Annotated in this window: 14 protein-coding genes; 2 read left to right on the plus strand and 12 right to left on the minus strand. The window is 63.7% G+C overall.

The window, feature by feature from the left end; all coding sequences use genetic code 11:
* Positions 1-14: 14 nt before the first annotated feature.
* From VUN82_07180 to VUN82_07195, 4 genes are all read right to left on the minus strand, one after another.
* The gene (locus VUN82_07180; protein XAS73609.1) at positions 15-1760 is read right to left on the minus strand and encodes a phospho-sugar mutase; all 1746 of its coding nucleotides are present in this window, start codon (positions 1758-1760) and stop codon (positions 15-17) included.
* 100 nt (positions 1761-1860) lie between these two features.
* Complete coding sequence (locus tag VUN82_07185) at positions 1861-3516, minus strand: glycoside hydrolase family 32 protein (GenBank protein ID XAS73610.1); 1656 nt, start codon at positions 3514-3516, stop codon at positions 1861-1863.
* A gap of 93 nt (positions 3517-3609) precedes the next feature.
* Positions 3610-5211 (minus strand): glycoside hydrolase family 68 protein, encoded by a 1602-nt coding sequence (locus tag VUN82_07190; protein ID XAS73611.1) that lies wholly within the window; start codon positions 5209-5211, stop codon positions 3610-3612.
* A gap of 506 nt (positions 5212-5717) precedes the next feature.
* Complete coding sequence (locus VUN82_07195; protein ID XAS73612.1) at positions 5718-6518, minus strand: purine-nucleoside phosphorylase; 801 nt, start codon at positions 6516-6518, stop codon at positions 5718-5720.
* 131 nt (positions 6519-6649) lie between these two features.
* On the opposite strand from VUN82_07195, the gene VUN82_07200 reads away from it, so the two are divergent.
* Entirely contained in the window at positions 6650-8059 is a 1410-nt protein-coding gene (locus VUN82_07200) for an NAD(P)H-quinone dehydrogenase (protein XAS73613.1), read from the plus strand.
* 94 nt (positions 8060-8153) lie between these two features.
* Here the strand turns inward: VUN82_07200 and VUN82_07205 are convergent, their stop codons facing one another.
* From VUN82_07205 to VUN82_07220, 4 genes are all read right to left on the minus strand, one after another.
* The gene (locus VUN82_07205; GenBank protein ID XAS73614.1) at positions 8154-8903 is read right to left on the minus strand and encodes an MBL fold metallo-hydrolase; all 750 of its coding nucleotides are present in this window, start codon (positions 8901-8903) and stop codon (positions 8154-8156) included.
* A 106-nt stretch (positions 8904-9009) separates the two neighbouring features.
* Complete coding sequence (locus tag VUN82_07210) at positions 9010-10572, minus strand: FAD-dependent oxidoreductase (protein ID XAS73615.1); 1563 nt, start codon at positions 10570-10572, stop codon at positions 9010-9012.
* Positions 10569-12812 (minus strand): molybdopterin oxidoreductase family protein, encoded by a 2244-nt coding sequence (locus VUN82_07215; protein XAS73616.1) that lies wholly within the window; start codon positions 12810-12812, stop codon positions 10569-10571. The genes VUN82_07210 and VUN82_07215 overlap by 4 nt, the downstream gene beginning before the upstream one ends.
* Positions 12813-14225 (minus strand): MFS transporter, encoded by a 1413-nt coding sequence (locus VUN82_07220; protein ID XAS73617.1) that lies wholly within the window; start codon positions 14223-14225, stop codon positions 12813-12815. It abuts the gene before it with no gap.
* A 293-nt stretch (positions 14226-14518) separates the two neighbouring features.
* Between VUN82_07220 and VUN82_07225 the strand changes: the two genes are divergently transcribed.
* Positions 14519-15928: an MFS transporter gene (locus tag VUN82_07225; protein XAS73618.1), complete on the plus strand. Its 1410-nt coding sequence runs from the start codon at positions 14519-14521 to the stop codon at positions 15926-15928.
* A 69-nt stretch (positions 15929-15997) separates the two neighbouring features.
* On the opposite strand, the gene VUN82_07230 is transcribed toward VUN82_07225, so the two are convergent.
* The 4 genes from VUN82_07230 to VUN82_07245 form a co-directional block, all read right to left on the minus strand.
* On the minus strand, positions 15998-17869 hold the full coding sequence (locus tag VUN82_07230; protein ID XAS73619.1) for a biotin carboxylase N-terminal domain-containing protein: 1872 nt from the start codon (positions 17867-17869) through the stop codon (positions 15998-16000).
* A 60-nt stretch (positions 17870-17929) separates the two neighbouring features.
* Complete coding sequence (locus VUN82_07235; GenBank protein ID XAS73620.1) at positions 17930-18595, minus strand: nucleoside triphosphate pyrophosphatase; 666 nt, start codon at positions 18593-18595, stop codon at positions 17930-17932.
* Between the two features lie 352 nt (positions 18596-18947).
* Positions 18948-21347, minus strand: a complete 2400-nt coding sequence (locus tag VUN82_07240) for an MMPL family transporter (GenBank protein XAS73621.1) — start codon at positions 21345-21347, stop codon at positions 18948-18950.
* Between the two features lies 1 nt (position 21348).
* The gene (locus tag VUN82_07245) at positions 21349-22071 is read right to left on the minus strand and encodes a TetR/AcrR family transcriptional regulator (GenBank protein ID XAS73622.1); all 723 of its coding nucleotides are present in this window, start codon (positions 22069-22071) and stop codon (positions 21349-21351) included.
* Positions 22072-22182 lie beyond the last annotated feature (111 nt).

Raw genomic sequence — 22182 nt, forward strand, 5'->3', positions numbered from 1 at the left:
CCAGACTCCGGCGGCTATAAGCCCAACGCTTCGCGGACATCCCGAAGGACATCGTCCAGGGATGTCCGCGCTGCTTGGCGGGCAGCTGGAAGCTCTGCTGCCGACTCCACAGCCTGGATGACCTCCAGGTAACACTTGAGCTTTGGTTCCGTGCCGCTGGGCCGGATGATGACGCGGCTCTGATCCCGCGTGAGGTACAAAAGCCCGTCCGTGGGCGGCAAGGATTCGCTGCCTTCGGCAAGATCGGTGAAAATCTCGACGGCGGAGCCTCCGAACGCTTCCGGCGGGTTGACCCGCAAGCGGTTCATCATGGCGTCCAGGAGCCCCAGGTCAGCCACTCGGATGCTCAACTGGTCACTGGCGTGAAGCCCGTGCACCAGGTACAGCTCATCCAAGGTGTCGAAGATCGTCTTGCCCTCGGCCTTGGCGGTTGCCGCCAATTCCGCGATCAGCACGGCCGCTGAAATGCCATCCTTGTCCCGGACCAGATCCGGCGCCACGCAGTATCCCAGCGCTTCCTCGTACCCATAGGTGAGTCCCGGAACGCGCGAAATCCACTTGAAGCCCGTGAGTGTTTCCTCATGGGCATAGCCCGCCGCAGCCGCAATGCGGGAGAGCAGCCGTGAGGACACGATCGAGTTGGCGAAGACGCCTGCACGTGGTTCTTCGCTTGCGCCGGCGGCCATGCGCGCAACGATATGTGCACCCAGCAGCGCACCAACTTCGTCCCCACGAAGCATCCGCCAGGCTCCCGTTGCGGGGTCAACCGCAGCAACCGCGGCCCGATCGGCGTCGGGATCGTTGGCCAGGACGATGTCGGCACCCAGGTCTGCTGCAGCCGCAAGCGCCAAGTCCAAGGCGCCGGGCTCTTCCGGATTGGGAAATGCGACGGTGGGGAAATCGGGGTCAGGTTCTGCCTGCTCAGCGACGAGGGTGACGTCCGTGAAGCCCGCTGCGTTCAGCACGGATACGGCCGTTTCGCCGCCCACGCCATGCATGGGGGTGAGGACGATCTTCAGGTCCCGCGAGGGGAAGTGCTCTGCATCCACCAGACCTGCCATCGCCGCTTCATAATCCGTGGCGATGGAGCTGGGAAGTACTGTCCAGCCAGCCGCGGCCAGTTCGATCGACGCCAGGGTTCCCACGGCCTCAATCTTTTCCGCAATCTGAGCATCGTACGGGGCCACTATCTGTGAACCCTTGCCACTCTCAGTCACGGCGTGCCGGCCAAGATAAACCTTGTAGCCGTTGTCCTGCGGCGGATTGTGGCTCGCGGTGACCATCACGCCGCCGTCGCAATCCAGCGCCCTGACCGCATAGGCGAGCAACGGCGTCGGGAGCGCTGCCGGCATCAGGAAGGTCTCGATCCCCGTCGCCGTGAAGATCGCGGCCGTCTCTTCCGCGAAAATGTCCGAGTTATACCTGGCGTCAAAGCCAACGACGGCGCGCGGCCGGGTACCCGGCGCAGCTGCGGCCACCGCTTCGGTCAGGAACGCAGCCAAGCCAGCCGCTGCCCGACGCACCACCACCCTGTTCATCCGGTTGGGGCCTGGGCCGAGAGCCGCTCGAAGGCCCGCGGTGCCAAACTGCAGCGTGCCGTTAAAGCTGTCGACCAATTCCTGGACTGCTCCTGCGTCACCGCCGCTGGCGAGGTCGGTGAGCTCAAGGAGAGCGGCCGACGTCGTGGGGTCCGGATCGTGGGAAGCCCATTCGCGGGCGTCGGTGAGCAGCTGGTTAAGGGCGGCATCGCTTGATGTCATAGGGACAAAACTATCCTCATTGCCCACACCATAGGCAACGCGGGGTCAGATATGGCCCATAAATCCAGTCGCAATGGGCCATATCTGACCCCGCGTTGCTTTAGAGGGGGCGGGATCGGACGGTGAAGTCCGTGTTCCCATCCATGCTGAACACAGAGGATCCCGTGATGTCCCAGTCCGGGAAGAAGATGTCCGAAATGACTGCCGCCCCATCCTGGGCGAAGACCTCCACGGACGAGGAATCCAGGAGGATGCGGAGGCGGACCTTGCTGTCGCTGCCGGAGGAGGGCAGGGCAACCTCGTGATAGGGGCTGAATTTCTCGGAGAAGTTGCTGGTCCCGGCGTTGGAACGGTCAACCCTTACGGTGCGCTTTTCCTTGTTGTAGGAGATACGCAGGCTAGCGCTGCCGTCAGCGGATCGACGAAGGAGAATTCCTGCCTCGCGCGCAGAGGTAAGGTCCATTTCAAGCTCAATGAGCTGCGTACGACTGGCGAAATCACTGCCAAGATCCTGCACGTCCGGGCCGACGGTGAGGTTTTTGCTCTTCACCTCACCTCCGGCGTTTTCGAGTGATTCCCTCGCCACGCCGGCAATGGCCGATCGCAGTTCGAGCCGCTTCTGGCCCCGCACCAGGGTGAGCTCGCGGGGGATTGCCATGGATCCGCGCCAGGGCGTGGTGGGAACGTGTTGGGCGTAGTCCCAATTGCCCATCCAGCCAAGGAGCACGGGCTTGCCGCCGGGTGCTCCGGAGATGGAGTTTGCCGCGTAGTAGTCGGCGCCATGGTCCAGCCACTGGGATTCGGTGAGCGGGGCATCGGCGGGCGCGGCGTTCTCGGCCGTGAAACGGGTGCCGTCGAAGTCGCCGACGAAGTACTGCATGCCCGAGCCACCCGCGATGCCACCGGGGTTGATGCTCAGCAGCATGACCCACTTCTTCGCGGTGGAGTCCTCTACGTCCATCTGGACGAGTTCCGGCACCTCCCAGAGTCCGCCCTGGGCGCCGACTCCGGAGAAATCACTGAGGAAGTCCCAGTGGAGAAGGTCCGTGGACTTGAACATCTTCACTACCTGCGCGTCCGCCACGACAGTGGTCATCACCCAGTATCGGCCGGGCTCGTACCAGGTGATCTTGGGGTCGCGGAAGTTGTTGTTGGTGGGCGCCAGGTTCAGGACAGGGTTGCCCTTGTACTTCTGCCAGGTGCTTCCGTTGTCCAGGCTGAAGGCCACTGATTGCGCCTGCGCACCTTGTGGGAGCACGCCGTTCTTTCCATAGGCACTGGTGTAGAGGGCCACCATGGGTGGGTTCTGGGCGGACCCCAGTCCGGACGCGTTGTTCTTATCCATCACGATCGAACCGGAGAAGATTTCCTCCTCCGGGCTCGCCTCCATGGCAACAGGCTGCTGTTCCCAGTGCACCAGGTCCTTGCTGGTGGAGTGGCCCCAGGACATGTTGCCCCACGAGTTCCCGCGCGGGTTGTACTGGTAGAAGGCGTGGTAGGTCCCGTCGTGGTAGACGAGGCCGTTGGGATCGTTGAGCCAGTTCTTTTCAGCAGTCAGGTGGGCTGCGGGCCGCCACGGATCCGAAGCGGATGGCCGGTGCCCGCCCGGGGTGGGGGCCGACGTCGGGTTTTCCGTTGCCGGAGCAGTGCTTTCCGGTGCTGGAGCAGTGCAGGCGGCAGCAGAAAAGGCGACGACGACGGCGGCACTTGCGGCCAGCAGGTGGCGGCGGGAAAGGCGGGGATTGGGGTAAGTCATGGGGAGAGATCCTGGGGTTGGGGAGTGGCAGGGGTGAAGGCCCTTGTGGAGCCCCCACCCCTGCCGTGGCCTAACGGCCGGGGGTGTTGCGGCCTACTTGTAGAGGCCTTCGCCGCCAACGCGGAGGTTGGTGGGCAGGTAGCCGAACGGACCGAGGCCGTTCTTGCCGAAGCTGCGGTCAACCTGCGTCACGCCACCCTGGAAGTTCATCTTCACGGTGGGGGACAGGGAGCCGCCGCGGACGCCGCCCACGTTGTCGATGAACGACTGCACGAGGCCGCCCGGCTGTACGTAGTGCGAGTAAGCCTGGAACTGACGGCCGTTCTGGCGCGGGTCCGGACCCTCCGGCGCGTTGGCCGGCATGTTCAGGTCCGTGGGGGAGCCAAGGGCCAGGCCGCTGTTGTTCACCGGCTGGAAGTCGGAGCGAACGCCGTTGCCCACGAAGCCGTAGACGCCGTCCGGGCCGCGCATGCCGTCCGCGTAGGTGAACTGGTGGCTGATGGTGAACAGGTAGTACTTGTTCTTGCCGTTTTCGTTCTGGATGAAGATCTGCGGACGCTCAGTTTGGTCGTTGACGCAGTTGGCGGACAGGATCGGGGGCAGGAAGCTCCACTTGGTGAGGTCCTTGTTGTCGGCCACAGCCAGGCCCACGTTGGCGGTCTGGTACCAGGCACCTGTGGTGGTGTTGACCTGGTTCAGGCTCTCGGCGTGGGGATCGCCCGCTTGGTAGCCGAGGTCTTCCTGCTTGCACTTGTAATCGCCGCGCGTGCCGCCGGTGTTGCCTTCGAAGACCATGAAGGTCTTGCCCGGGTGGGCGGGGTCCGCGAAGGTGTACGGGTCACGGAATGCGAAGCCCGGGTTCTGGGCCTTGTTCTGGTACATCTTTCCGTCCGGCTCCAGCAGCTTGGTGTGCTCGAAGCCGTCGAAGGTCACGCCGTCCTGGTTGGCGTGGATGTTGCCCAGTGCCTTGGCGATGACAGCATCCGGAGCGATGCCGCCGCCGCCTGCGTTGCGCTCAGCAACGTCGTAGAACGTGGTGGCCGTGTAGAAGACGTTGATCTTGTTGCCCTGCATGAGGCGCGTGGAGCCGGACCATTCCGTGTTGCCGATGGACGTGTTGTCCAGGAACAGGTGTCCGCCGTAGTTCCACTTGTCCTTGGCAGGATCAGCGTTGGTCTTGCGGAAGAAGTACCCGATCCGGGCGTTCCAGTGGCGCTGGTCGAAGCCGTAGCCGGCGTGCCGGTCAGCTACCAGGGAGAAGATGACGTCCCAGCCCTTGTAGCTGATCTGGTTCGCGTTCTCGTCCGTCAGGGACCAGGTGTCCCAAACCCAGACGTCGTCGTTCATGGCGGGGAAGTCCTTGGGGATTTCCGGCATGGTGACGTCGGGGCTCATTGAGTTCTGGCCCGGAGCAACGTTGGTGTTGCTCTGTGCCATGATCTGCTTGGCGTCCGCACGGGTCCATTTGGACGTGAAGTTGGCTGCCGGGTCGTACGCCTCTTGCGTGTGGAGGCTGGGCAGCGGGAAGCCGGGCGTGGGTGCCGGCATGGTGCTCGACGGCGGGTCAGCCGGCAGGTTGGCCTGCGCAGCCGGCGTCACCAGCAGGATGCTGCCGGCCACGCTGGCTGCGGCTGCGAGGGCGGCTGCCTGTCGCAGCCGGCGGCGCGGCCGTTGAAGGGTTGAGTGCGTGTTCATGCTTGCTCTTCTCGCGGAGTGTTGGACTTCGTGGAGTGGGGCGCATGCCCTGATCCCCCGGGAGGGGGCTCGCTACTACAGCGTCCGCTCGATCCGCTGATGGCGTCTTCGAGGGACGCCATCGTTTCGAGGTGCGGCGAACCCCTTGCAGGGTTCTCGCCGCGGCGGCTCCGGCACGTCGACTTACCGGAACGACTCCCACGCTAGACGGGCTTCGCGGGACAAATCAAAGCACGTTTCAGAGGCCAAAACGGGTTGTCAGACATCTGTGTGCAAGCGCTTACATTTCTCAACGCGTGCGCGTGCCACAACTCCCCGACGGAATCAAATATTTCGTTATAAATCAGATTTAATCTGAGAATTTGCTGTGTGCTTACTTTTGAAATGGTTCAAGTCACACAGACGATGGAGGCCTACTGGTGTGGATGGCGTGTCCAGCAACGGCGTGGTGGTCAGCGTTGGTCCAATGTTCCCCACCCAAGGGCCGGTAAAGGGCTAGTTGGCCTTCAGAGTTTGGCGATGATCTCCGCAAGCAGTTTGGAGATACGCTTGCCTGCCGCTTGGCCGGCCTCGAGGACTTCGGCGTGGCTCAGCGGAACCGGGCTGATACCCGCGGCAAGGTTGGTGACCAACGAAATGCCGAAGACCTCCATGCCTGCATGGCGTCCGGCGATGGCTTCCAACGCCGTGGACATTCCCACGAGGTCCGCTCCGATCCGCTTGGCGTACTGGACCTCAGCCGGCGTCTCGTAGTGAGGACCGCTGAACTGGGCGTAGACACCTTCCTGCAGTGACGGATCCACTTCGCGGGCCAATTGCCGGACACGTGAGGAGTAGAGGTCCGTGAGGTCCACGAACGTTGCGCCCTCAAGCGGGGACGTGGCGGTCAGGTTGATGTGGTCGCTGATGAGTACAGGCGTGCCCGGGGTCCAATCCTCATTAAGGCCACCGCAGCCATTGGTGAGGACCAGCGTCTTGCAACCTGCGGCTGCGGCGGTGCGAACGCCGTGGACCACCGAGCGGACACCTTTGCCTTCGTAGTAGTGAGTCCTGGCTCCGAGGACCAGGGCCCGCTTGCCTTCCTTGGTCAGGACGGAGCGAATGGTTCCCACATGGCCCACAACTGAAGGTTGGTGGAAGCCGGGAACCTCGGAGGCATTCAGCGTGGCCGTAGTTTCACCAATGAGATCCGCAGCTTCGGCCCAACCGGAACCGAGTACCAAGGCAACGTCGTGGGACTCAACGCCAGTCTCTGCGGCAATGAAGTCCGCGGCGGCCCGGGCAGCTTCGAAAGGGTCTGTGTTCATCAGCTCAGTGTTACTCACTGGTACAAGCTACCTTGGGTGTGCGGCAATTTGGTAGGGACGCCTTTTCGACACCCGGGGGTGAGGCTTGGCTGACTGGCAGCCTGCGCTGCAATGAGCGAGAATTGAGGATTGTGACCACCCAAGTTGACTTCAGTTCCCCCCGTATCGCGATTCTGGGAGGTGGTCCCGGAGGATATGAAGCCGCCATGGTGGCCGCTTCCCTTGGCGCAAAAGTCACCATCATCGAGCGGGCAGGCCTTGGCGGCTCCGCCGTGCTGACCGACGTCGTGCCTTCCAAAACCCTTATTGCCACCGCCGACCTCATGACCCGCGTCGGTGAGGCGGACGAGTTGGGCGTCAAGTTCGACGGCGACGGCGGCGGCTCCAAGCCCCGCGCCGACCTGAAGCACATCAACAACCGCGTCCTGGAGCTGGCCCGTGGACAGTCCCACGACATCCGCGCGGGCCTGGAGCGCCTCGGCGTGGAGATCGTGATCGGTTCCGGCAAACTGCTGGACAACAACACGATTGAGGTCCTGACCCTTGAAGGCGTCCGCACCATCGACGCCGATGCCATCCTGCTGGCGGTGGGCGCGCACCCTCGCGAGCTCCCCACTGCCAAGCCCGACGGCGAACGCATCCTCAACTGGGCCCAGATCTACAACCTGGACGAGCTGCCTGAGGAACTGATCGTGGTGGGCTCGGGTGTCACCGGCGCCGAATTCGCCTCCGCCTACAACGGCCTCGGCTCCAAGGTCACTCTGATTTCCAGCCGCGACCAGGTCCTCCCCGGTGAGGACACGGACGCCGCCAAACTGCTGGAAGGCGTGTTCGAGCGCCGCGGCGTGCGCGTGTTGTCCCGGTCGCGTGCCAACGCGGTTGAGCGGACGGACGACGGAGTGAAGGTCACCTTGGGCGATGGATCGGTGGTCACCGGCTCGCATTGCCTGGTGTGCGTTGGTTCCATCCCCAACACGGCCGGAATCGGGCTTGAGGAAGCAGGGGTGACCTTGACGGAGTCCGGGCACATCAAGGTGGATGGTGTCTCGCGCACCACTGCCCCCAACATTTACGCAGCCGGCGACTGCACGGGAGTGTTCGCGCTGGCGTCCGTGGCCGCCATGCAGGGCCGGATCGCGGTTGCACACTTCATGGGTGATGGCGTTAAGCCGCTCAAGCTCAACCAGGTGGCGTCGAACATCTTCACGTCCCCGGAAATCGCCTCCGTGGGTGTTTCCGAGGCCGATCTCGCCTCCGGCAAGTACCAGGGCGACGTCGTGATGCTCTCGCTGCTGAGCAATGCCCGCGCCAAGATGCGCAACACCAAGGATGGCTTCGTCAAGATCATCGCCCGCAAGGGATCCGGCACCGTGATTGGGGGCGTGGTGGTCGGACCGAACGCTTCCGAACTCATCTTCCCGATCTCCGTGGCCGTCACGCAGAAGCTGCACGTTGACGACGTCGCCAGTGCTTTCACGGTGTACCCGTCACTGACTGGGTCCATCTCTGAGGCAGCCCGGCGCTTGCACGTGCACATGTAACTTCTTGCTCCTGTGGCGCCCGTTTCGATGGCTTGCTGCGGATTCGATGGTTGGAAACGTCGAATGCGCAGCGAGCCATCGAAACGGGCGTTTCCTACGTTTGGAGGCTCGCGATGGCTTCGGCGAGGGGCATGTGCAACGCAGGACCGTGGCCCGGCAGGATCACGTTGGCTTGGACGCTGCTCAAGGAGCGTGCCGCTGCGAGGGCGCCCTCTGGATCCGAGTGGTACATCCGGTGCAGCATCTGGGGCCCGGATTTTGTGCTGATCGGGTGGCTACTGGCAAATGTGTCGCCTACGGCGATGGCCAGCGCCCCCGGGAACAGCAAAGCAACGTTGCCTGGAGTGTGACCGGGCAAGAGGATGGCTTCCGGCTGGCCCGGCAGGCTCCGGAGCCTGTTCTCGTCCCACGGCTCGGCGCGGGTTGCGGGCTCCGCCTGGAGGGCCTTCGCTTTGATGACGTGGAGCAGCCAGCGGAAAACGCGGGGACGCCAAGCCCTCACCAGCACCTGGCCGAACGTGACCTGGTGCTTCTCCTTGCCCTGAACGTGGGCAAGTTCCTCGGGGGAACACAGGATGGGCGTGCCGAACGTCCGCGAGAAGTACGCCGCGGAGCCCGTGTGGTCCACATGGCCATGGGTGATGAGCATGGCTTTGGCATCGGCGGGATCCAGCCCCAGTTGGCGGATGGATTCGAGGATCAGGTCACGGTCGGCGGGGTATCCGCCGTCGATCAGTAGGAAGGCAGGCCCGTCCGCGGAGGCCGGGGCATCCCGGAGAATGACCCAGTTGGACGCAGGTCCTTCAACAAAGTGGACGCCGGGCGCGGGTTCGGAGATCTTCACCCCGAAAGTCTAGAAGCCCCGGCAACGAATACGCGGGAAGCGTGCGAGCACGCAGGGAAACTTCCCACGAACCCGCAGCTTTCCCGCGAACCGGGCGAACTACCACTCAGGCAGCAGCCGCTTGGAAGTGCTTCTCGATGAGCCCCTTGATGTCCTCGTGGCATCCGCCGCACCCTGTTCCGGCACGGGTGGCCTTGGAGACCTCGCCAACAGTGCTGCAACCTTCCAATACGGAGTCCTCAATGCTTGCCGCGCTGACGCCTGCACAGCGGCAGACTGTGCGTTGGGGATCGTTGCTGGTAGCGCCGGAATCCAACTGGTCCGGGCCGTCCAGGCGAAGCAGCAAGGAACGGTCCGCGGGCAACTCCGAGGAACGTTCGAAAAGGACCACGAGTTCAGCAGCAGTCCTGGGCATGCCTACAGCCACCAAACCCTCCAGCACTCCGCCGCGCGTTGTCATCTTGACGTAGCGGCCGTGCTCGGGATCGGCCCACTGGGAGATCTGGCGGCGTGCCCGGCCAGCAGTGGCCCCGGCTTCCAGAAGCTCTTCGTCCCAGGGATCGGCTTGGTTGTCGCCGGCAACGGCCAGGTTGATGCCCCGTGCTTTCAGGACCACGACACCGGGCTTTTCCGTGGGCAGGGCTTCCAGCGCATCCGCGGCTTCCTGGCCGTCCCGTGCCAGGACCACCAAATATTCAGCCAGCCATTCGGCCTGACGCCAGCCGGGGCCTACCAAGCCGGAGGGGGCGGTGGCGGTCCGGCAATCGAGGCAGGAAGCGTCAGGGCAGCGAACCTCGGCACAATCGCCGATCGCGAACATGTGTGGCTCGTGGTACGTCCGGAGATGGTGGTCCACCAGTATTCCGGCCGCAACAGGAAGGCCACAGCCTTCGGCCAGCTCGATCCTCGGGCGAACGCCGCAGGACAGGACCAGCAGGTCGCCGTCGATCGCCGATCCGTCCTCCAGCAGGAGAGCAGAGAAAGATCCGCCGGGACCAGCGGTTTCCACGCCAGTAGACCTCGCGTTGCCGGCCATTCGGACGCCGCCCGCACGGAGGCTGCTCGTCAGAACGGATCCGCTGCCGCGGTCAATGCTGCGCCCCAAGGGGAAGGGTCCGTTGTGTACCACCGTTGCCTGGGCGCCTTCCTCCGCGGCGGCGAGGGCGGTTTCCAGGCCAAGCACGCCACCGCCCAGGACCACCACGCGTTTGCCGCCGGCTACGGCTTCACGGAGCACGGCAGCATCGCGAAGATCGCGCAGGGCGGTGACTCCGGCCGGGAGAACGGGGCCCGCCGGATCAGGGTTCAAGCCGGTGAGATTGGGGATGACCGGCCGGGAGCCGGTGGCAAACACCAAGCGGTCGTAGTGTTCGTTGGTGCCGTCGGAGAGAATCACGTGCTGGCGTGCGCGGTCAATCCTCTTGACCTTGACACCCAACCGGACGTCGACGCCGTCGGCCTCCAGTTCAGCAGCATCAGCCATGGCCAAAGCTTCAGGAGTGGTCCGTCCGACGCCCAGTTCTGCAACCATGACGCGGTTGTAGGCGGCCTCAGCTTCCTGGCCGACCACCAGCAGTTGCACGAGTCCTGTGCGGACCGCGGGAAGCAGTTCGTCCACCAGTCGCGCAGCCACCGGGCCGAATCCAACAACAACAATGCGCTCGCTCATGATGCCTCCTTGGCGTGCAGGGGCAGCCCGGATCCGACAGGCACCGCGACTGGCGCCGCTGACACTGCGGTGGACGCTGCCCGCCGGACCCATACCCGGCTGGTCTTGAACTCCGGCATGCCGGAGATGGGATCGGTGACCGCCTCAGTGAGGCGGTTGGCGTTTTCCTGGCCCGGGAAGTGGAACGGGAGGAAGACAGTGTCAGGGCGGACCGAGTTGCTGAGTTCCGCCCGGCAGAGGACCTCACCGCGCTGATTGGTCACGGTGGCGTAATCGCCGTCGGCAATGCCACGCGCTGCGGCCGTGCCAGGGTGGATCAGGAGCTTAGCCTGAGGTTGGGACGCCAGCAGCTCGCTCACGCGGCGCGTCTGGGCACCGGACTGATAGTGCTCCAGGAGACGGCCAGTGGCGAGGGCCAGGGAGTCGTCCGCAAACGAACGTACAGCCCGCTTGGAAGGGGTAACTGGAACCATGACGGCGCGGCCATCAGCATGCGCGAACCCATCAGCGAAGAGGCGCGGCGTTCCCTGGCTGCCCACGGGGTACGGCCAGTAGGCAGCTTCGCCACGATCCAGCATGGCGTAGTCGATTCCGGAGTAGTCAGCCAGGCCACCGGCGGAGGCAAGCCTGAGTTCTCCGAACACTGTCTCGGGGTCATCGCTGAACATGGAGGGAGCCTCGAGCATTTCCGCGAGCCGTGCCATCAGCCACAATTCGCTGCGGACGCCCGGGGGAGGGGTGATTGCCTTGCGACGCCGGATCACGCGTCCCTCCAGATTGGTCAGCGTGCCTTCTTCCTCGGCCCACTGCGTCACAGGAAGTACAAGGTCGGCCTCGGCTGCGGTCTCGGACATGAAGAAGTCGCAGACCACCAGGAAGTCCAGGCTGCGAAGTCCCTGGGTTACAGCGTTCGTGTCCGGCGCCGAAACCACCACATTGGCGCCGTGCACGAAGAGGCAACGGACGCCGTCGGGCTTTCCGAGTGACTTGAGGAGTTCGACGGCGGGAAGGCCGGCTCCGGGGATCAGGGACTCGTCCACGCCCCAGACCTTGGCGATGTGGGCGCGCGCAGCGGGGTCGGTGATTTTGCGGTAGCCGGGAAGCTGGTCTGCCTTCTGGCCGTGCTCACGGCCGCCCTGGCCATTGCCTTGGCCGGTGAGTGTGCCGTAGCCGCTGCGGGCCGAGCCGGGCAGGCCCAGGAGGAGGCTGAGGTTGATGGCAGCGGTTGCGGTGTCCGTCCCATCGACGTGCTGTTCCACGCCGCGGCCGCTGAGGATGTAGCTGCCGCCGTTGCGGGCGCCTTGTGCCAGGCGCCGGGCGGTCTCACGGATGAGGGTGGCAGGGACGCCGGTGATGGACTGGACGCGCTCGGGCCAGAAGGCGTTGAGGCTGCGAACCACGGAAGCATAACCCTTGGTGTTTGCCTCGATGTAGCTGGTGTCGGCCAGGCTTTCGTGGACCACAACGTGGCTGATGCCCAAAAGGAGGGCCAAATCTGTGCCGGGCGTTGGCTGCAAATGGATGCCGCCGCCGTCGCCCGTGAAAGCCGCCGTGGCCGAACGCCGGGGGTCCACCACGATCAGCCCGCCGGCGTCGCGCGCGCCCTGAAGGTGCTGGACGAACGGAGGCATGGTCTCGGCGACGTTCGAGCCGAGCATGAGGATCACGGAAGCGGAGTCCAGGTCAGTGACGGGGAAGGGGAGGCCGCGGTCCACGCCGAAGGCGCGGTTGCCTGCGGCCGCTGCCGAAGACATGCAGAAGCGGCCGTTGTAATCGATGCGTGAGGTGCGCAATGCCAGCCGGGCGAACTTGCCCAGCATGTACGCCTTCTCGTTGGTGAGGCCGCCACCGCCGAAAACTCCGACGGCGTCGTTTCCGTACTGCTTCTGGGTGTCCTTCACAGCAGCCGTGATCAGCATGAGCGCCTGGTCCCAGGAGATCGGCCGGTGGACGCCGTCGGATCCTTTGAGCATCGGTTCGGTGACGCGGCCGTTGTGACGCAACAACGACGCCGATGTCCAGCCTTTGCGGCACAGCCCGCCCCGGTTGGTGGGGAAATCGCGCCCTGAAACTTCCAGGGGCACGGCACCTTCACCGGGGACTGTGTTTGCTGCAGGGCTTGCCGGTGCTGCGTCGGACGAGGGCGCGGGCGCTGCCCCGGCGGCCGAGGCAGCCGGGGTCAGCGTCATGGCGCACTGGAGCGCGCAGTAGGGGCAGTGGGTATCGGCGCCGTTGGGCATCTAGATGTGTCCGATCGTGTTGCGCTTCTGGGCGGGGCGGATGTAGCAGACCCAGCAGACGGCGAGCATCAGGACGTAGGCTCCAACAAATCCGTAGAACGCCGGGGTGTAGGAGCCGCTTGATGAGCTCGACGCGTTCAGCACCTGAGGGATCACGAATCCGCCGTAGGCACCGATCGCCGAGATCAGGCCCAGTGAGGAGGACGCCAACCGTGCCGTTGAGGCGCTGGGGGCGCCTGAGCGGGCTGCCCGGCTGGAGGTCGCGAAGATCACCGGGATCATTCGGTAGGTAGCGCCGTTACCGAAGCCGCTCGCCACGAAGAGCACCAGGAACAAGGTCAGGAACAACCAGAAGTTCTTCAGTGGCAGGGTCCAGATCATGGTCAGGGTGATGACAGCCATGGAGGCGAACGAAACGATGGTCATCCGGGCGCCGCCCATGCGGTCTGCCATGCGGCCACCGTAAGGACGGGCCAGCGAACCGACCAGCGGGCCCAGGAATGCCAGGGACAAGGCCACTGCACCGAGGTGGATGGAGGAGAAATCGGGGAAGTAGTCCTTGATCAGTTTCGGGAAGACGCCGGCGAAGCCGATGAACGAACCGAACGTTCCGATGTAAAGGAAGGCCATGATCCACAGGTGCGGTTCTTTGAGGGCCGCTACGGATCCGGCCACATCACCCTTGGCGCTGGTGAGGTTGTTCATGTACTTCCAGGCACCGAATGCCGCGATCAGGATCAGCGGGATCCAGATGATGCCGGCCATCGGCAGGTTCACCGTTCCAGCTGCGAGCAGGGTGATGGCGATGGGAACCACAAGCTGCGCGACGGCGGCACCAAGGTTTCCGCCCGCGGCGTTCAGGCCCAGGGCCCAGCCCTTTTCGCGTGCCGGGTAGAAGAAGGTGATGTTGGCCATCGAGCTGGCGAAGTTACCTCCGCCGAAGCCGGCGAGGGCTGCTACCAGGAGCATGACACCGAACGGCGTTTCCGGAGTGGAAACACAGATCGCCAGGCCACTGGCGGGAATCAGGAGGAGCAGTGCCGAGACGATGGTCCAGTTGCGGCCACCGAACTTCGGCACCATGAAGGTGTAGGGGATTCGCAGCGTGGCGCCTACGAGGCTGGGGATGGAGATGAGCCAGAAGATCTGGTTGGTATCGAACTTGAAACCTGCCGCGGGGAGCTGGACGACAACGATCGACCAGAGCTGCCATACGACAAAGCCGAGGAATTCGGCGAAGATCGACCAGTACAAATTGCGCTTGGCGATGGACCGGCCTTCGGCTTCCCACTGGCCCTTGTCCTCGGCGTCCCAGTTGGCGATCCAGCGGCCGGGGCGGTGTTCAAGGGCGGGAACGGCGGTAGCAGTGGACTGGGCGGGGGCCAGTTCTTCTGCAGTGCGGTCAACAGTCACGGAGTGCCTCCTTTGTGGGGACGTTGTTCTACCAAGGTAGGTTTCACGCGTTTCGCGGACCGTCGCGCTTTGTAAACGTGCTGTGACATTTCCCTATCGGCGGGGTCACCGGCGCGTGAGGCAATGGTGAGGTAATGTGGCCCGGACCACAGAGTGAGACTTTTCCAGTGGTCCGCATTGTGGACTTAGTTGTCCAGTCAATGGACTGCGGGAACTATTATTGAACTCTCGAATAATCCTTCGCCGGCAGGCTCCCAGGGGCATCGGCCGGTGTGAACGAAAGCTGCTACTACATGTCTTCCACCGCACCATCCAAGGAAGGTGAGTTCACTAAGCCCGTGAACTCACGGGGACGGGTGATTGTTGCCAGCCTTATTGGCACGACGATCGAGTTCTACGACTTCTACGTCTACGCCACAGCGGCGGTCCTCGTCTTCCCGCGATTGTTCTTCCCCAGCCTGAACGAGACCACCCAGCTCCTGAGCTCCTTCGCTGTGTTTGGGGTCGCGTTCATCGCGCGCCCTCTGGGCTCGATCATCTTTGGACACTTTGGTGACAAATTTGGACGCAAAGGCACTCTGGTTGCGTCCCTGCTGACAATGGGCATAGCGACCTTCCTGATTGGTTGCCTGCCCACCGCCGCCGTTCCCGGCTGGACCATTCTGGCCCCGGCTCTCCTGGTGGTCATGCGCTTTGCGCAAGGGCTTGCCCTGGGCGGGGAGTGGAGTGGTGCAGCACTGCTGGCCACCGAAAATGCGCCCGCCAACAAGCGCGCCATTTATGGAACGTTCCCGCAACTGGGCGCGCCCATCGGCTTCATCGTGGCCAACATCATCTTCCTGGTCTTCAACTACACCCTTTCCCCGGAAGCGTTCGAAGCCTGGGGCTGGCGGGTGCCATTCCTGCTCAGCGCCGTCATGGTGATCATTGGCCTGTACGTTCGCCTCAAACTCATCGAGACTCCTGCCTTTACCAAGGTGGTCGAGTCCAATGAAGTTGCCAAGTTGCCAATTGGCCGTGTCTTCAAGAGCAGCTGGCGTCAACTCATTCTCGGTACCTTCATCATGTTGGCCACGTACGTGCTCTTCTATCTGATGACCACCTTCACGCTGACTTACGGCACGAAACCGACGCTGGCGGGGGCGCAGGCTGCGGCTGAGAAGGCCGGAAAGCCTTTGTCGGAAGCGGCGGCCGCGGCGTTCGTTCCTGGCCTTGGCTACACGCGGAACGAGTTCCTGTGGATGCTCATTGCGGGCGTGGTGTTCTTCGGCATCTTCACCCTGGTGGCGGGCCCGCTCGCAGAAAAGTTCGGACGCCGCAAGACGCTCCTGACAGTGACCGCGGGCATCTTCGTCTTTGGGTTGCTGTTCGTACCGCTCTTTGGCGCAGGATTCGCAGGCGCCATGGCGCTGCTGATTATCGGCTTCACGCTGATGGGTCTGACATTCGGGCCCATGGGTGCTCTGCTGCCCGAACTGTTCCCCACGAACGTCCGGTATACGGGGTCGGCTGTCAGCTACAACGTCTCCAGCATCCTGGGTGCAGCCGTGGCCCCGTTCATTGCCGTGTGGCTGTGGGAAGTCGGAAAGGGCAGCACCGTCCTGGTGGGCGTCTACCTCAGCGCGATGGCTGTGCTGACACTTATTGCGCTGTTCATCTCCAAGGAAACCAAGGACACGGACTACGAGAACAACGTCGCCTGACCTTCGGGGAATTAACGACGTCGGCCCCGCACCTTCCAGTGCGGGGCCGACGTCGTTAAGTTTGGGTTCTTAGTCCTCGATGGTGGCGATGACAGCGCCGGCAGCGACCGTCTCACCCGCTGTGGCTGCCAGGCCGCGAACAGTGCCGGACTTGTGTGCGGTCAATGGCTGCTCCATCTTCATGGCTTCCAGGACAACGATCAGATCGCCCTCGGCCACGATATCGCCTTCGGCAGCTGCGACCTTGACGATGGTACCCTGCATCGGCGAGGTCAGTGCATCTCCGCCGGCGGCAGCGGCTGCGGCCCCTGCCGAGCGGGAACGCTTCTTGGACTTGCCCGACTTGGTGCCCGAGCCGCTGGAAACAGCGGCGACGCTGGCGCCCAGGCCGGTCGGCAGAACGACCTCAAGCCGCTTGCCGCCAACCTCGACCACGACGCGCTGGCGCTCACCGGCGTCGGGCGTTTCCGTACCCGCGCCGCTGGCCGTCCAGGCGGGGATGTTGTTGACGAATTCGGTTTCGATCCAGCGGGTGTGGACGCTGAACGGTCCCTCCACAGGTGCGAAGGCGGGGTCCGTGACAACGGCGAGGTCGAAGGGGATGACGGTGGGAATGCCTTCCACCACCATCTCCTCAAGGGCGCGGCGCGAGCGCTGGAGGGCTTGCTCGCGGGTGGCGCCGGTGACGATCAGCTTGGACAGCATGGAGTCGAAGTTTCCGCTGATGACGTCGCCCTGCTCAATGCCGGAGTCCACGCGGATGCCGGGGCCCGTGGGGTTCTTCAACGTGCTGACCGTGCCGGGTGCGGGCATGAAGTTGCGGCCCGGGTCTTCGCCGGTGATGCGGAATTCGAAGGAGTGGCCGCGGACCTCGGGGTCCTCGTAGCCAAGAGCCTCCCCACGCGCAATGCGGAACTGTTCGCGGACGAGGTCGATGCCCGTAACTTCCTCGGAAACACAGTGCTCTACCTGGAGACGGGTGTTGACCTCGAGGAAGGAGATAGTGCCGTCCTGGCCCACGAGGAACTCGCAGGTACCGGCACCGAGGTAGTTGGCTTCCTTCAGGATCGCCTTGGAAGATTCGTAGAGCCGCTTGTTCTGTTCCTCGCTCAGGTAGGGAGCCGGGGCTTCCTCGACGAGTTTCTGGTTGCGGCGTTGCAGCGAGCAGTCGCGGGTGGAGACAACCACAACGTTGCCGTAAGCGTCCGCCAGGCACTGGGTCTCGACGTGGCGCGGGGCGTCCAGGAAGCGCTCGATGAAGCACTCGCCCCGGCCGAAAGCTGCTATCGCCTCACGGACTGCGGATTCGTACAGCTCCGGAATCTCTTCCATGGTGCGGGCAACCTTGATGCCGCGTCCACCGCCGCCGAAAGCAGCCTTAATGGCGATGGGCAGGCCGAATTCCTCCGCAAACTTCAGGATCTCGTCCGCTGATTCCACGGGATCGGCTGTTCCGGGGACCAGCGGGGCGCCTACTTTTTCGGCGATGTGACGCGCCTGGACCTTGTCGCCCAAGGCAGAGATCGCCTCGGGGGAGGGGCCGATCCAGGTGATGCCGGCGTCGATCACTTTGGCGGCGAATTCTGCATTTTCGGCGAGGAAACCGTACCCGGGGTGGATCCCATCGGCGCCGGCCTGCTTGGCGACGTCGATGATTTTCTCCATGACCAGGTAGGACTCAGCTGCGGTGTTGCCGCCAAGGGCATACGCTTCGTCGGCGAGGCGGACATGCAGGGCGTCACGGTCCGGGTCTGCGTACACGGCAACGGAGGCGATGCCTTCGTCCCGGGCGGCTCGGATGATGCGGACCGCGATTTCGCCACGGTTGGCAATCAAGACCTTGGTAAGAGGGCTGGAAATGGGCTGCGCCGGGTTAGCTGACAAGTTGTTGACTCCTTCTGTCCTTGAGGAGCCTAGCGTGATTGTGAGGGTTCCGCCCATATTGATGGGGGATTCCGTGTGTGAGGAGAGGTTCCTTTGTAGGGTTGCTACAAATTACTTCTACTGGCTCTTCGCGTCCCACAGCTCCGTGATGCCCACATTCGCATGGACCAGCAGGTCCCGGAGCGTGGAGATGGAAAGCCCGACGACGGCGTGCGGGTCACCGTCCACCTTGCGGATAAAGGCGCCGCCCAGGCCGTCGATGGTGAATGAGCCCGCGCAGTGCAGGGGTTCTCCGGTGGCGATGTAGGCGTCGATGTCGTTGGTGCTCATCTCTGCGAAATGAACCTCGGCGCTGGAGACGGCTCCGACGGTGGCTCCAGTGCCTTCTGTTTCGTCAGCGGACTCGTCGTCTACGTCCGCGGCGGTGTCCCGGCAATCGACCAACCAGTGACCGGTGTGGAGAACTCCCTTGGATCCGCTCATGCGCAGCATCCGCTCGCGGGCAACCTCCGCTGTATAGGGCTTGCCGTGGGATTCGCCGTCGAACTCGAAAACCGAATCGCAGCCGATCACCAGGGCACCCTCGGCTTCGGGGAGCGCGGCCACAGCTTCAGCCTTTGCCCGGGCCAGCAGCAGCGCGGTGTCATGCGCATCCGTCACGCCGTAATGCGCCTGCACCGCGTCCTCGTCCACGTCTGAAACCAGGACGTCATGCTGGATCCCCGCTTCCGTCAGTAACTTGGCGCGGGCAGGGGATTGCGAGGCAAGGATCAATCGGGTCACCGTCCCAGCCTAATACGATGTTCTCTCACGTCCTGCCCGTTTCCGGCGGACGTTCTCGCACTTCCTGCCGGTTTCCGGCGGATGTTCTCTCATATCACCTCGATGTGCCGCCGCCAACCCTCACTCGCCACAGTGCGGCCGAGGTAATCAATGCTCTGGTTCAGCTCGAGGCCAGGCACGACCTGATCCCGTGACGCGGGCACCTGCCAACAATGCACGCAGAAATGCCCGACGTCGGCACCCAAGTTGAGTGCCGACGTCGGGCTTTCTGGGGGATGTGAGAGAACGTCGGTCAGATCGCCGGTGGATGTGAGAGAACGTCGGTCAGATCGCCGATGGATGTGAGAGAGGGTTAGTGGACGAGTGCCTCGGAGCCGGTCTTCGGGCGGTCGGTGCGGTTCAGTTTGGCGCCTTCGACGTCCACGTCCGGCAGGATGCGCTGCAGCCACTTTGGCAACCACCACGACTTCTCGCCGAGCAGGTACATGACGGCGGGAACGATGGTCATGCGGACAACGAACGCATCAATCAGCACACCGAACGCCATTGCGAAGCCCAACGGCCGGACCATGGTGAGGTGGCTGAATATGAAGCCGGAGAATACACTGACCATGATGATCGCGGCCGCCGTGACCACTGCTGCGGCGTGGCTGAAGCCGGTGCGAACAGCGTGTTTGGCGTTCTCACCGTGCATGAAGGATTCACGCATGCCTGATGTGATGAACACCTGATAGTCCATCGCGAGGCCAAACAGCACACCGATCAGGATGATCGGCAGGAAGCTCAGGACGGCGCCCGGGTTGGCGACGTCGAAAATCGCTCCCAGCCAACCCCACTGGTAAACGGCCACGACGGCGCCAAATGCGGCAGCCAGTGACAACAGGAAACCACCCGTGGCGAGCAGAGGTACAACAATCGAGCGGAACACCAGCAGCAACAGGATCAGCGAAAGCCCGACGACGATCGCCAAGTATGGCGGGAGGGCAGCCCCGAGCTTGGCGGAAACGTCGATGTTGCCGGCCGTCTGACCGGTGAGGCCGATGCTGACATCGAGGTCCTGGCGGATTTGGGTGCCCTTGGCGCGGACGTCGGAAACTACCTGGACTGTGCTGGCGCTTGCTGGTCCTTCTTTGGGAATGACCTGGAAGACGGCCGTCTGGCGATCTGCGCTCAGTGCCACCGGCACCGCGGCCGTGACGTTCTCCACGCTGCGCAGCTGATCCGCGACGTCGAACTGCTTGTTCTTGGCATCCGTTTCGCTGAGGCCTTCCGGGAACCCTGCGACGACGACGATCGGCCCCGTGACGCCCTCGCCGAAGCTGTTGCGTGTGAGGTCGTAGGCTTTGAAGGCTTGCGAATCGACCGGCTCGGATCCGCCGTCGGGAAGTGCCAAACGCAGCTGGGAAGCCGGCAGCGCCAAGGCGCCCAACAGCACCACGCTGGCCACGAGGGAAACCCACGGATGCCGTGTGACCAACCCGCCCCAGCCACTGCTGCTGCGCTTCTCTTCCAGGGCCCGGTCCGCGGCTTCGTGGCCCGGCTCGGCATTGTGCTTGGCAGCCTTGGCCCATGCACGCTTGGAAATCAGTCTGCGGCCGATCAAGGCGAGGATGGCGGGGGTCAGCGTCAAAGCCACGACGACGGCGACGGCAACTGTCGCTGCGGCGGCAACCCCCATCACAGCCAGGAACGGCAGCCCCGGGACCACAAGTGCCGCCAGGGCGATGATGACGGTGAGGCCCGCGAACAGCACGGCGTTTCCGGATGTTCCGGTGGCGAGGGCTGCGGATTCCTCGCCGTCCATCCCGGCCAGAAGCTGGTTACGGTGGCGGTTGACGATGAACAGGGAGTAGTCGATGCCCACTGCAAGCCCAAGCATCAGAGCGAGCATCGGGGAAATGGAGCTCATGGTGATCACGCCGGTTAGGGCGAACGTTCCGCCGACGCCTACAGCCACGCCGATCAGGGCCATGACGAGGGGCAGGCCGGCTGCGATGAGTGTGCCCAGCATAAGGATCAGAACGAGAGCTGCCACGGCGACACCGACGATTTCCGCGACTCCGAAGATCTGCGAGACGTCCTCGGTGATTTCCTTGCTGGCATATGCTGTGACACCCGCGGAGGATACGCCCTGAACGATCTCCTGAACTTGCTTGCGGACGGCGGGATCAACAGCGTTGATGGAGGTCTTGAATTGGACCTGGGCGATGGCGGCTTTGTTGTCGCTGGACACAAAGCGCATCCCCTGGGAGGCCTCCAGCTGGCGCTTTCCGGCTGCGAGTTCAGCGAGTTGCGGAGCCAGCTGGGCCTCGATCTGCGCCGGCGGGAGACCTGCCGCGGCCATCTGCGTCTTGCCTTCGGCGGCCTTCGCTTCACCAGCAGCAATCTCGCCCGCGGCCTTGTCCAACTGGTCCTGGGTGGTGAACGGATTCACCGTCCCTTGCACGTCCGGCATGGCTTCGAGCTTGTTGAGCGCAGTGGCTACGGCGTCCTTCTTGGCTTGGTCGAAACCAGAGTCTCCGGCGTCGAAGGCCACGCTCGCCGAGCCGCCGGACGCATCGGGCAGGGCTTCTTTGAGCTTGTCGGCCATTCTCTGCGTTTCGGTGCCGGGGATGCTGAAGTTGTTGGACATGGTGCCGTGGAAGGCTGCGGCCGAACCTCCCACGGCCACCAGGACTGCCAGCCACAGCGAGATGACCAGCCAGCGGCGGCGATAAGAAAACTTGCCCAGGCGGTAGAGGAACGAGGCCATGTCAGAACCGATCTGTGGAGGTGGAGTGGAATGATGCGTTCGCGGCTGACGCCGCTTGCGGGGTGACTTCCGACGACGGCGCGAAGCCGGCTCCCAGGAGGCCCATGGCGTCGATGAGGTGCTGGCGAAGAACCTCAAGCGAATCGGGCGATAGGTCAGGGCCTCGCTCGGCGAACCAGACTGTCATGGCCGCCTTGCCGCATGAGATGACAGATCCGGCAAGGGCATGCAGGTAGAGCTCGCTGGTGTCTGATCCGAGTCTGCTGCGGGCAGCGTCGATAATCTGCCCTGTGCAGTGTTCCCATGCTTCGAGTTCGGAACGGGCCAGGGAGCGGTTGTCCTGAGTGAGGCTGAAAAGTTCGGCCATGGGTGCTACCGACATGGGATCTGCGAGGGCCATCAGCGCGGCCTGCGCGGATTCGAGGATCGATTCCTCCGCCGGGCGCAATCGGAATTGCTCGAGGGCGCGATCCATGAAGCCGTCGGCGACGGACGCGAGGGCAGCTTCGAGGCTCGCGAAGTAGTTGAAGAAGGTCCGTCGGGAAACGCCTGCGCTGGCGGTGATGTCCTCCACCGTGAAATTGCCGGGGCCGTTGCTGCGTAGAAGGTCCAGTGCCGCGGTAGCAATGGAGGCACGAGTTGCTGCCTTGTTGAGCTCGCGGCGGGAAGGGCCGCTGGTTTCGGCGGGCTCCACGGGGGTGGGCTGATTGTTTACTGGGGTCACATACTTACACTAAGTGCAACTTTGCACTCTGCGCAATGTTTTCTGGGAGGGCGCCGAAAAATCTGGTTCGCATTGCACGCAAACTCAATCCGACGCGGGGCGAGCACGGCT

Source organism: Micrococcaceae bacterium Sec5.1 (genome assembly GCA_039636795.1).
GTDB lineage: Bacteria > Actinomycetota > Actinomycetes > Actinomycetales > Micrococcaceae > Arthrobacter.

What these genes read in the sequence shown, in the direction of transcription:
- VUN82_07185 (XAS73610.1), bottom strand. Translation starts at nt 3,516, where the DNA reads ATGACTTACCCCAATCCCCGCCTTTCCCGCCGCCACCTGCTGGCCGCA.
- VUN82_07190 (XAS73611.1), bottom strand. Translation starts at nt 5,211, where the DNA reads ATGAACACGCACTCAACCCTTCAACGGCCGCGCCGCCGGCTGCGACAG.
- VUN82_07195 (XAS73612.1), bottom strand. Translation starts at nt 6,518, where the DNA reads ATGAACACAGACCCTTTCGAAGCTGCCCGGGCCGCCGCGGACTTCATT.
- VUN82_07230 (XAS73619.1), bottom strand. Translation starts at nt 17,869, where the DNA reads ATGGGCGGAACCCTCACAATCACGCTAGGCTCCTCAAGGACAGAAGGA.
- VUN82_07210 (XAS73615.1), bottom strand. Translation starts at nt 10,572, where the DNA reads ATGAGCGAGCGCATTGTTGTTGTTGGATTCGGCCCGGTGGCTGCGCGA.
- VUN82_07215 (XAS73616.1), bottom strand. Translation starts at nt 12,812, where the DNA reads ATGCCCAACGGCGCCGATACCCACTGCCCCTACTGCGCGCTCCAGTGC.
- VUN82_07240 (XAS73621.1), bottom strand. Translation starts at nt 21,347, where the DNA reads ATGGCCTCGTTCCTCTACCGCCTGGGCAAGTTTTCTTATCGCCGCCGC.
- VUN82_07225 (XAS73618.1), top strand. Translation starts at nt 14,519, where the DNA reads ATGTCTTCCACCGCACCATCCAAGGAAGGTGAGTTCACTAAGCCCGTG.
- VUN82_07180 (XAS73609.1), bottom strand. Translation starts at nt 1,760, where the DNA reads ATGACATCAAGCGATGCCGCCCTTAACCAGCTGCTCACCGACGCCCGC.